This is a genomic window from Longimicrobium terrae (assembly GCF_014202995.1).
Lineage (GTDB): Bacteria > Gemmatimonadota > Gemmatimonadetes > Longimicrobiales > Longimicrobiaceae > Longimicrobium > Longimicrobium terrae.
Genome location: NZ_JACHIA010000001.1, coordinates 597,796 through 608,594, shown reverse-complemented (window position 1 = coordinate 608,594; position 10,799 = coordinate 597,796). Strand labels below are relative to the sequence as shown.

Sequence of the window (10,799 nt, the reverse complement as noted above, 5' to 3'; positions counted from 1 at the left end):
GGGGCCCGCGAGGTGCCGGACGCGCGCCGAACCTGTCGTCCGCACCGCCCGGCTCCCCCTCTCCCGCGGAGCGGGTGGAGGGGGCTGGGGGGAGGGGGCCTATCCGAATGCGCCTCGACCGGGCCGGCTGCATCAGAGTGTCGCCTGTCCCCGCGGATCGGCACCGCTCGTGTCCGGCCTCCCGCCCGGACATCGTCATAACTGATTTGCGGTGATCGACATAGCGGGCCCTCCGGGAGCGCAATGTCCGCATGTTTCTCCGAGTGACAAAATCCCGAATTTCCATCCAGCTGCAACGCCGGTCCGGAGCAGCCCGGAATGGACACTCGTTCCGCTTGCGGACGCCGAAAAATGCGCGAGATTGCTTGCGACCCGGCGACTCGCTTCGGGCCTCTCTTCTGCTTGATCCCCGCACCATCCGATGTCTCAGAAGCACCGCTACCTCGCCCGAAGTCTGGCGGAGGAAGCCGCGTTGCGCATGGTCGACCAGACCGGCCGCCACTACGTCATCTGGCGCACGGGCCACGACTGGCGCGTCGTTCGCCTGCACAGCTTTGCGGACCGCTGGCTACGCGCCACCCAGCCCGCCAAGGCCGCCACGCGCGTCCTGGCCACGCGCGAGCAGCGGGAGCGCCGCCGCCGTCCGCGCCTGCTGGCGCTCTTTCCGCAGCGCGAGCGCGACCGCTTTCGCGAGGTGGCCCACACGCGGTAACCATCGTGCGCAGGTAACAGAGACCGGGGGAAGACGCTGCATCGCGTCCTCCCCCGGTTTTTTGCTTCTCCGCCGCGCGTTGATCAAACGACAATGCCGAAATTGCCTGGAATCAGTGCCGGCGGCGAGGTATCCTGAGCGGATGAATCCGCCGCTCAAACAGCGGGAACCCCCGACTCGCGGCCGCTGTCGCGTCCACGATCGGGGCTTCAACTGCCTCATGCTGCGCGACCTGCACCACCGCCCGCTCCCGTGCTCAGGTCTCCCCCTCTCCCGCTTGCGGGAGAGGGGGCCGGGGGGTGAGGGCTGCCTGCGGCCGAGCCAAACCATCCGAAGCACACTGATCTTCCGTTCTCCCCTCTCCGTGCGTCTGTTTGCACGGGGAGGGGCCGGGGGAGGGGCCCCGAAGCCCGGATCGCACGCCGTGATCTCCGTGGAGCACCGAACCGGTGTGTCCCTGGCATCCATGATCACCTCCGCCACGCATCCACCCGCACCCCCCATCCCGCACCGAAACCCTCGCCCGTGCGGTCCGGGCATGCTAGATTGGCAGACTTCTGACCCGGAGCAAGCACCCGCACCCCGATGCACGCGATGGCCGAGGCACCCCTTCTGCGCACCCCGCTGCACGGCGAACACGCCGCGCTCAACGCCAAGCTCGTCCCGTTCGCGGGGTATGAGATGCCGGTGCAGTACCCCTCCGGCATCACGGCCGAGCACCACGCGGTGCGGCGCGCGGCGGGGCTGTTTGACGTGTCGCACATGGGCGAGTTCGACGTGCGTGGCGAGCGGGCGCTGGACTTCGTGCAGCACGTGTCCACCAACGACGCATCGAAGCTGGAAGTCGGCCAGGCGCAGTACAGCACCCTCCTCAACCACGAGGGCAAGCTGCTGGACGACCTGATCGTGTACCGCTATACCGACCGGTACATGCTCGTCGTCAACGGCGCCAACAAGGACAAGGACTGGCGCTGGGTGTCGCAGTTCGCCGATCAGTTCGGCGTGGAGCTCACGGACCGCACGGACGACATCGCGCTGCTGGCGCTGCAGGGCCCGCGCGCGCAGGAAATTCTGAGCCGGCTGACGGGCGCGGACCTGGACGCCATCCGCTACTACCGCTTCGCGGAGGGCGAGGTGGACGGGGTGCACGCCACCATCAGCCGCACCGGCTACACGGGCGAAGACGGCTTCGAGCTGTACGTGGCGGCGGCGGATGCGCCCCGGTTGTGGCGGCGCCTGCTGGAAGCGGGCGGCGAAGACGGCCTGCTTCCCGCCGGCCTGGGCTGCCGAGACTCGCTGCGGCTGGAGATGGGCTACGCCCTGTACGGCAACGACCTGGATGAGGATACGTCGCCGCTGGAAGCCGGCCTGGGCTGGGTGGTGAAGCCGGACAAGGGCGACTTCGTGGGCCGCGACTCCGTGCTCGCCGTCAAGGCGGAGGGGCCGAAGCGCAAGCTGGTCGGCTTCCGCCTCAAGGAGCGCGGCTTTCCGCGCCACGGCTACCCGGTGTCGGTGGATGGCGCTGAAGCGGGAATCGTGACCAGCGGCACCGTGAGCCCCACGCTGGGTGACGGAATCGGGATGGCGTACGTCCCCGCCGCCTCGGCCAAGCCGGGCACGGAGATCGGCATCGTGATCCGCGGCCAGGCGATCCCGGCGGAGGTCGTTCGCCCGCCGTTCCACAAGGAAGGCACGGTCCGCAAGGACTGAAGGAAAGTGCCCAGTGCGAAAAGTGCCCGGTGCCCAGTGCAGATCAGAAACGACGGGGGTTGAGTCGTCCATCTGGGCACTTGGGACTTGGCACTGGGCGCTTTCTTCTTCCATCCCTGAACCCCGCATACCGCACTGTCCCCGATCGTGGCGGAAGCCGTACTCATCACCACCGACGACCTGGAGCCCGCGGTCCGTCTGCGGGCCGCGTTCGAGGCGCAGCAGCTTCGCGTGGAGCTGCTGGCCCCGGGCGAGAGCCTGTCCGACGCGCTCGCCGAGCCGGTGCTGGTGGTGATCACCGGCGGGCTGCGGGAGCGGCGCGCCCGTGCGCTCATCACCGCGGCGCGCGAGCGGGGGCGGCTGCCGGTCATCGGTCTCACCGAGCCGACGGAGCCCACGGGGCGCGACATCTGCCGCCAGCTGGGGCTCAGCGAGTGCTTTCCCAAGCCGATCGAGGCGGATGAGGTCGCGCTTGTCGGAAAACGGCTGGTGCAGCGCGAGGAACTGCGGGAAATCACCGGCATCGTCGGCGACACCGAGGCGATGGAAGAGGTGCTGGAGCGCATCGTTCAGATTGCTCCGGTCAACTCCACCGCGCTGATCCTGGGGGAAAGCGGAACGGGCAAGGAACTGGTGGCGCGCGGCATTCACGCGCTGTCGCCGCGGCGGCACCGGCCGTTCATCGCCGTCAACGTGGCCGCGTTGCCGGACACGCTTCTGGAAAGCGAGCTGTTCGGCCACGAAAAGGGCTCGTTCACCGGCGCCACGGACCGCCGCAAGGGCTTTTTTGAGCTGGCCAACGGCGGCACCATCTTTCTGGACGAACTGGGCGAAATGCCTGCCGGCACGCAGACCAAGCTGCTGCGCGTGCTGGAGGAGCGGGAGTTTCGCCGGGTGGGCGGCGAGGAAAGCATCCGCGTGGACGTGCGCGTGGTTGCCGCCACCAACCGCGACCTGCGCGACCAAGTGCAGCTGGGCCACTTCCGGCGCGATCTGTATCACCGCCTGAACGTGCTGCGGATCGATCTGCCGCCCCTGCGCGCGCGGCGCGAGGACATTCAGCGGCTCATTGACCGGTTCATTCAGCAGTTCAGCGCGGAGCACGACCGTTCGTTCGTGGGGATCGATCCACAGGCGCTGCAGATTCTGATCGACTACGACTGGCCGGGAAACGTGCGCGAGCTGCGCAACCTGGTGGAAAGCATGGTGGTGCTGGCGCCCGGCCGCGTCATTCGCCCGGAAGACATTCCGGCGGACGTGCGCTACCGCCGCCGCGACTCGCTCCTTCCGGTTCCCGTCACCCCGCAGCCGCAGGTGAGCAGCGGCGCGGCCCAGCTGAACAGCGGCGCGTCGCAGCTGAACGGCGGAGGCAGCTTTCTTCCCGCGGCGCCGTCGCCGGAGATGGAGTTCATCCTGCGGACGCTGTTTGATCTGCGGGTGGACATGGAGGACCTGCGGCGGGAGTTCGAGGTGTACCGTTCCCGCCAGCACGAGGGCGGATCGATCCCTTCCGGCCCGCTGCCGTTCGGCGGCTACCAGCCCATTCCCATCGGCCTTCCCGTCGCGGTGGAAACCGTGCCGCACGAGCCCGAGCCGCCCCCGCGCGAGGAGGGCACGATCGTTTTCCGTCCGGGGATGACCATCACGCAGATGGAGCGCGAGGCGATTACGGCGGCGCTGCTGCACAGCCGCGGCAACCGGCGGCGCGCGGCGGAAATGCTGGGGATGGGGGAGCGGACGCTGTACCGGAAGTTGAAGGAGTACGGGATCGAGGAGTAGGGCGGGAGTAGGGAATAGGGAATAGGGAGTAGGGAATAGGGAGTAGGGAATAGAAATCGGAGCGGGGGCGGAGTTCGCGGGCGGCCCACCCGGGCTCGTACTACTCGCCCACCCTCCCCCAAAAAAGACTGGGGGAGGGTTGGGGAGGCGGATGCTTCGGTGCGTGGGGCGAAGTCTGGATCCCGCGGCGCGTGTCTGGAGCGAATGAATCCGCCGCTCAGACAGCGGGAACCCCCGACACCGGCCGCTTGCGCGTCCGGTTCGGGGCTTCAACTGCATCGAAACCGCGTGCGCGAGCCGAAGCCCGCCCCCGCGCCGAACGGCTCCCCCTCTCCCGCGGAGCGGGTGGAGGGGGTTGGGGCAGGGGGCCCCATCCGGCCGCTCGGTACCTTGTTGGGCGAGATGAGTTGCAGTTCTCCCCTCTCCGTGCGCAGTTTGCACGGGGAGGGGCCGGGGGAGGGGCCTGCGAGGCCGGGGACGCTCACCGAAGCCCGTCGCCCGCACCGACCCGCCGTTGCCGTGTGCTCCCTCTCCCACATCCGTTCGTGGGAGAGGGTCGTCGTGCGAAGCACGCGGGGTGAGGGCGTCCTGTTCGATGAACTCGCCGTCGGAGCGCTGGCTCCGGCGGTTCGCTTTTTGTGGATCGACCCAGACAGCCGGGGAGCCCGCGCCGCCGCCGCCGCGCCAAACCTCCTATTCCCTATTCCCCATTCCCTATTCCCTCGATGTTGGATCTTTTCGCCATCACCGCCCCCGGCCTGGAGCCGCTCGCCGCAGCCGAACTGCGGGCCCTGGGCATCGAGGGCGTGGTGGAGCCGGGCGGCGTGGCGTGGACCGGCCCCGCCGAGCAGATGCACGAGGCCAACCTGCGCCTGCGCACCGCCAGCCGCGTGGTGGTGCGCGCGGCCCGCTTCCGCGCGCGCACCTTCTTTGAGCTGGAGCGCCACGCCCGCAAGGTGCCCTGGGCCCGCTGGATCGCGCCCGGCGGGCAGGTGCGGCTGCGCGTCACCAGCCGCAAGTCCAAGCTGTACCATGAGGGCGCCATCGCGCAGCGGCTGCTGGACGCCATCGCCCGCGCGGTGGGGCAGGTGGAGGGGGGAACGGTGGCGGATGACGAGGCCGACGTCGCCGCGGACGCGCAGCTCTTCATCGTCCGTTTCGTGCGCGACTGGTGCGTGATCAGCGCGGACAGCTCGGGCGCGTTGCTGCACCTGCGCGGCTACCGGCAGGCGCTCGCCAAGGCGCCCCTGCGCGAAACGCTCGCCGCCGCCATGCTCCTGGGCAGCAGGTGGGATACGCGCACGCCACTCATCGATCCCATGTGCGGCTCGGGCACCATCGCCATCGAGGCGGCGCTGATGGCGCGCGGCATCGTTCCGGGGCTGGCGATGGCGTCTCGGGAGCCGCGAGCCTACGCCTTTTCCGCCTGGCCGGACTTTGACGCGGCCGCCTGGTCCGCCGCGGTGGACCGCGCGCGCGGCGAGATCCTGCCGTCTGCCCCGGCGCCCATCCTCGGCTCGGACCGCGACGCGGGCGGCATCCAAGCCTCCATCGCCAACGCGGAGCGCGCGGGCGTGGGTGTGGACATCGGCTTCAGCGTGCGCTCGCTGTCGGCAATCGAGCCGCCCGCTGAGGCGGGAATCATCCTCTGCAACCCGCCGTACGGCGTGCGCGTGGGCGAGCGCGAGCCGCTGCGGAACCTGTATGCCGTCATGGGGCGCACGCTGGTGGAGCGCGCGCCGGGCTACACCCTGGGCCTGCTTTCCGCCGACAAGCAGCTGGAGGGGCACGTGGGGCTGCCCTTTCGCGAAGTGTTCCGCACCAGCAACGGCGGCATCCCCGTCCACCTCGTCCTCGCGACGGCGGACTGAGAAACAACGGTCTCACGCAGAGCAGCAGAGGAGCAGAGAAAAGCGGTCCTCTGCTCCTCTGCTGCTCTGCGTGATGTTTGTCGTCTGGGTTCGAACCACAAAAAGGCCGGCTTCCGCGAACGGGGCCGGCCTTTCTCTTGTCGTTTACGTACGGGCGATTACTCGCGCTCCGGATCGCCCGGCTGGTACGGAAGCTGGTTCATCAGATGACGGACCACGCCGTCGATCTTGGACGTGCGCAGCCGGTCCGTGCGGATGGTGACCACCGCGGACGGGCCGTGGCGGTGGATGTCCACATGCACCGTGCCCTCCGCGCCGGACCAGGTGCGGCTGTGGTGGCCCTCGGCGCTCGCGGCCAGCTCGCCGCGCGTGGTGAGGATCTCGTCCGTCCGCGCCCAGATCTCGCTGGTGGACAGCGCCGTCAAACGCTCGTAATCCGACATCGCTCTCATTTCCTGTGCAATGGGGCACGTGCGCCCCGCGAAATCACGATCCCAGGATCTCCGCCCGCAGTTCCCCGAACGGCCGCGCGCCCACGATCCACCGCGCCTCATCCCCGGTTCCCGCCACCAGCGTGGGCGTGCCCGTCACCCCGGCGTTCACCGCGGCCTCCCGCTCGGCGTCGATGCGGCCGGATGCGGAGTCCACGTCCAGCACCACCTTGGTTTCCGTCAGGTCCAGCCCCAGCGCCACCGCCAGGTCCACCAGCACGTCGATGCGGCCGATGTCTCGCCCTTCCGCGAAGTACGCGCGAAAGATGGCCTCGCGCATCTGCGGCCCCACGCCCTTGTGCTCGGCGAACAGCGCGGCCTCGTGCGCCTTGCGCGTGCGGACCGGGACGGCCGGCGCGGCCAGCGGCAGATCCAGTTCCGCCGCCAGCGGCCGCAGCGCCTCCATCCACCCGGAGTCCACGGCCGGAAGCGGCGCAGGCGCGGGGTGCAACTCGTACGCAAGCCGCGTGACCTGCACCTCGCCGTCCCGCTCCATGCGCCGCACCTGCGCGTCCGTCACGTACGAAAACGGACACGCAAAGTCAGAAAACACCACCAGCGGCACAGCGGCCATGCAGGCTTTCCCGCGAATGGACGGCAATCAGAAGCGCCGGAATCTGCCCCGCCGCATCGTGCCCCGCAAGCCCGCGACGGCATGCATCAACTGACTAACTGCATCGCGTAGGCAGTCGCCTTCCATTCGCCGTCGGTCAGATCCAGCCGAACGAGCGCGGACGTCCCGCACAGGCCTCCGCAGAGCACGGTGTAGCTGGCGACCGCCGTCTTTCCGTCCGGCGTGAACGCCACGCGCGAAACAAGGGCGACACCCGCGGAGCCGGGGTGGCGCCGGCCGAACGCCTGCCATCTCTCCCCGTTGAGGGAATCGAGGCCGGCAGCGCTCATCATCTCCGTCCTGCTCCCGAGCGCGAACGCTTGCCGCAGCGGATAGTGCCGTTCGTTGAGCCGGTTGTACTCGTGGATGACGGATACCGGGAGCCGGAGCCTTGTCGCGATCGCCTCTGGGGTGTGAGTCCCGCGGAAATCTTCCAGTTTCTGCGTGCTGTCGCTGATCAGCAGATACGAGCGCTCCTCGTCGATGACTTCGGCGCGGAGCAGCGCGGAAAGCACCGCGTACTCGGCCGGACCCACCGCAGATGCGGAGGCTGGCGTGCTCGCGACGGTAGCCGAGCGTCCCACCGGCCCGGTCCGCGCCTCGCAGGCGCTCATCGACAGCGCCGCGGCCGCGAGGGCGAGCATGGGGCAAAGGCGTGGCATCGGTACGGTCCTGGGCAGCACGGGAGTCGATCCTCGGATTCATCAGTCATCGCGCAGCAGACCGGCTGTCCGCCGAAACCGCCGTCAGCTTACCCACGTCGTCGCGGAAGCCGTCACCTTCCACTCGCCGCGCACCCGGTCCATCCGCACGGTTGCGCCCTGGCCGCAGAGGAATCCGCAGGTCATTCCGTAGCTGGCGAGCGCGGTGCGTCCATCCGGCGTGAACACGACGCGCGAAACCCACGCGACTCCGGCGGCTTTGGGATGGCGCTCCGCGAACTTCTTCCAGCCCTCGTCCGCCATGGGACCTCGCGCAGTGTCGGTGGTCAGCGAATCTTCTTCGCCGCGGGTGATGAGCCGTGTGTCGCGTCCCAGCGCAAAGGCGGGGCGAAGCGGATGGCGGCGCGCATTGAGCCGCACCCACTTCCGCACGAACGACGCGGGCACACGCAGGCTCCGCGACGTCTGCCTCACGATGTCCTCGCCATCCTGAAAACGATCCGCGGCCGTGCTGTCGCGGATGAGCACGTAGGGCCGGTCCGGCTCCAGTACCTTTTCGCGCAGCAGCGCGGACGTCACCGCATATTCCGCCGAATCCGCCTCCTGCTCCCATGCCTCGCCGGCCGCACCCCGAGTCCCGCCCCGGCCGCACGCCGCAATGCAGGCGCTCGCGATCATGACGGCGGCGATGCGCGCGGCTCCACGAGCAGGCTGGATCATCGGAGTCACGCAGAGAGCGGCGCGGGTCGCCAGCCCGGAACCGGCGGGCGCGGCGATCAACTGATCCACTGTGCCGTGGCGGTGGTCACCTTCCACACACCGTCTCGCCGTTCCATGCGAAGCAGCCCGCCGGCCCCGCACAGCCCCCCGCATCCATGTGAAACGCTGACGATGGCGGTGTTTCCGGAGTCCGCGAACGCCACGCGTGAAAACCTCACCACACCCGTCGCGCCGGGATAGCGGGCGCGGAAACCCAGCCATCGGGAATCGATCTCGTCAGGCACGGCGGGCTGGGCGCTGAACAGCGCGTTCAGCTCGCGCGGGCCCGCCATCCGCACGCGCTCGCGGGACGCAAACGCATTGTGCAGCCGATGGTTGCGCGCGTTCAGCCGGTCATAGTCAGCGATGACGGAATCGGAGACGCCCAGCTCGCCGGCCCGCTTCATCCGCTCCCGCCCGACCCGCATCGCCCGATCTTCCGTCTCGTCCTCAACGACCACGTACGATGTGTCGCGCCAGTCACCCCCCAGCAGGGCGGAGTACACCTCGTACTCGGCCGCCGTCACGGTATCCGGATCCACGCGGGCGGCCGGGACCGCGGAGGATGTCACACGCGGATTGCTCGCGGGTTCCGGCCGGGCGCACGCCGACACGCCGGCGCTTGCGATGAGCAGCAGGGCGGCGAACCAGGCCCGGCGGCGCACGGGGATGATCATCCGCCGAAGCAGCGGAGCGGGGCGTCCAGCGGGGGGAAGTCGCCGGGAAGGGTGAAGTGCCACCACTCCTTGTCGTAGTTGCGGAATCCCTCAGCCGCCATCGCGCGGACGAGCCGCTGCCGGTTCGCGGCGATGGTTCCGGCCGCGTTGGCGGTGTGGGCCGCGGCGGAAAAGGTGTCGTACGCTGTCCCCATGTCCACCTCGCCGCCAGTGCGCAGGTCTACCAGCGTCAGGTCCACCGTGCCCGCGCGGTTGTGGCCGCTGATCCCGGCGACGTAGCCCTGGTCCAGCACCCACTGGTTGCCGGTGCGCTGCGCCCAGTTCACCATCGCCTGGGTGGCACGGATGGGCCGGTATCCGTCGAACACCTTGAGCCCCACGCCGTCCGTGCGCAGCCGCCGCTGCACGCGCCCCAGCGCCTGCGCCGCCTCCGCGCGCAGCAGGGCGACGGGCCGCTCGTAGCCGGGAAGCACGGCGCCGGTGAAGTTGTTTGCCGTCGCGTAGCGCACGTCCGAGCGGATGGTCGCATCCGCCTGGCGGACGTCCACCAGCACGGTTCCCGCCGGAAGCGCGCACTCCCCATCCCGATCCGCCACCGCCGGCACGCCGACCGGCGCCGTCACGGGCGGAGCGGCGGCGGGCGCGGTCGTCCCCACGGCGGGCGCGCAGGCGGAAAAGGCGATGGCGGCCGCCGCGCCCATCATCCACTCAGAAGTCATATCGCGCCCCGTCCACGCCGAACTCGGTGGCGGGAAAGATGGCCCGCGCCTCGTCGAGTAGCTCATCCGTCATCGCCGGCGGAAGGTGCACCAGTACCAGCCGCCCCGCGCCCGCCTGGACGGCCACCTGCGCCGCCTGTTCGCGCGTGGTGTGCCCGCCCAGTTCCGTTCCAGTCGCCTCGTGCACCAGCAGTCCCGCGCCGCGCGACATCTCCGTGATCGGTTCGCACATGGCTGTATCGCACGAGTACGCGCAGACGCCGCCGCCGCGCACGTCCTTCACGCGCAGCCCCACGACAGGCGCGCCGTGGACGCCGGGTGCGCACGTGATCCGCCACCGCTCGTTCACCAGCACCTCGGCGCCGGCCTCGTGCGCCACCTCGCGCCACTGGATCTCCGGCACGTCCCACGATTCCGTGCGGAACGCCTCCCACACGCGCCGCGCCTGGTCGATCGCCGGGCGGATGCCGATGACGGGCAGCGGATCGCGGCGGCCGGACAGCCAGATTTTTTCGATGAACAGCGCGAATCCCGACACGTGGTCCGGGTGCTCGTGCGTCACGATCATCGCCTCGATGCCGCCCAGGTCCACGCCTGAAACCAGCAGGCGCTGCACCACGTCGCCCCCGCAGTCCACCACCACGGAGCGTCCGTCGCTCTCGAACGCGAGCATGGTGGTGGTGCGTTCCGGGCCGCTGAACCCGGCCCCCGTGCCCAGAAGGTGAACCGTCGCCATGCGCTGTCTCCTGTGATCGTGAGCGTTGTGGATGGATGATGCGCCGCCCGCGCCCGCCCGGCAACCCGCG

At 69.7% G+C, this 10,799-nt stretch carries 11 protein-coding genes; 4 read left to right on the top strand and 7 right to left on the bottom strand.

Features of this window, described 5'->3' with window-relative positions; all coding sequences use genetic code 11:
* Positions 1 to 421 precede the first annotated feature (421 nt).
* The 4 genes from HNQ61_RS02950 to HNQ61_RS02935 all read left to right on the top strand — a co-directional run bounded on the left by HNQ61_RS02950 (position 422) and on the right by HNQ61_RS02935 (position 6,072).
* Positions 422 to 712 carry a hypothetical protein gene (locus HNQ61_RS02950; RefSeq protein WP_170031593.1) on the top strand — a complete coding sequence of 97 codons (291 nt, stop codon included), beginning with the start codon at positions 422 to 424 and terminating at the stop codon, positions 710 to 712.
* A gap of 594 nt (positions 713 to 1,306) precedes the next feature.
* Positions 1,307 to 2,422, top strand: a complete 1,116-nt coding sequence (gcvT, locus tag HNQ61_RS02945; RefSeq protein WP_170031590.1) for a glycine cleavage system aminomethyltransferase GcvT — start codon at positions 1,307 to 1,309, stop codon at positions 2,420 to 2,422.
* Between the two features lie 147 nt (positions 2,423 to 2,569).
* Entirely contained in the window at positions 2,570 to 4,201 is a 1,632-nt protein-coding gene (locus HNQ61_RS02940) for a sigma 54-interacting transcriptional regulator (protein WP_170031587.1), read from the top strand.
* Between the two features lie 725 nt (positions 4,202 to 4,926).
* Complete coding sequence (locus HNQ61_RS02935) at positions 4,927 to 6,072, top strand: THUMP domain-containing class I SAM-dependent RNA methyltransferase (RefSeq protein WP_170031584.1); 1,146 nt, start codon at positions 4,927 to 4,929, stop codon at positions 6,070 to 6,072.
* Between the two features lie 158 nt (positions 6,073 to 6,230).
* Here HNQ61_RS02935 and HNQ61_RS02930 read toward each other — a convergent pair whose 3' ends face one another.
* From HNQ61_RS02930 to HNQ61_RS02900, 7 genes are all read right to left on the bottom strand, one after another.
* A complete protein-coding gene (locus HNQ61_RS02930; protein ID WP_170031581.1) occupies positions 6,231 to 6,515 on the bottom strand; it encodes a hypothetical protein in 285 nt (94 codons plus the stop codon).
* Positions 6,516 to 6,558: 43 nt separating this feature from the next.
* On the bottom strand, positions 6,559 to 7,137 hold the full coding sequence (locus HNQ61_RS02925; RefSeq protein ID WP_170031578.1) for a DsbA family oxidoreductase: 579 nt from the start codon (positions 7,135 to 7,137) through the stop codon (positions 6,559 to 6,561).
* A gap of 86 nt (positions 7,138 to 7,223) precedes the next feature.
* The gene (locus tag HNQ61_RS02920) at positions 7,224 to 7,859 is read right to left on the bottom strand and encodes a hypothetical protein (protein WP_183685442.1); all 636 of its coding nucleotides are present in this window, start codon (positions 7,857 to 7,859) and stop codon (positions 7,224 to 7,226) included.
* A 63-nt stretch (positions 7,860 to 7,922) separates the two neighbouring features.
* Positions 7,923 to 8,558, bottom strand: coding sequence for a hypothetical protein (locus HNQ61_RS02915; protein WP_170031572.1), 636 nt, complete (start codon positions 8,556 to 8,558; stop codon positions 7,923 to 7,925).
* Between the two features lie 56 nt (positions 8,559 to 8,614).
* Complete coding sequence (locus tag HNQ61_RS02910; protein WP_183685444.1) at positions 8,615 to 9,274, bottom strand: hypothetical protein; 660 nt, start codon at positions 9,272 to 9,274, stop codon at positions 8,615 to 8,617.
* Positions 9,271 to 9,993 (bottom strand): M15 family metallopeptidase, encoded by a 723-nt coding sequence (locus tag HNQ61_RS02905; RefSeq protein ID WP_221239640.1) that lies wholly within the window; start codon positions 9,991 to 9,993, stop codon positions 9,271 to 9,273. Before HNQ61_RS02905 ends, HNQ61_RS02910 begins: the two co-directional genes overlap by 4 nt.
* A complete protein-coding gene (locus tag HNQ61_RS02900; RefSeq protein ID WP_170031564.1) occupies positions 9,983 to 10,729 on the bottom strand; it encodes an MBL fold metallo-hydrolase in 747 nt (248 codons plus the stop codon). The genes HNQ61_RS02905 and HNQ61_RS02900 overlap by 11 nt, the downstream gene beginning before the upstream one ends.
* Positions 10,730 to 10,799 lie beyond the last annotated feature (70 nt).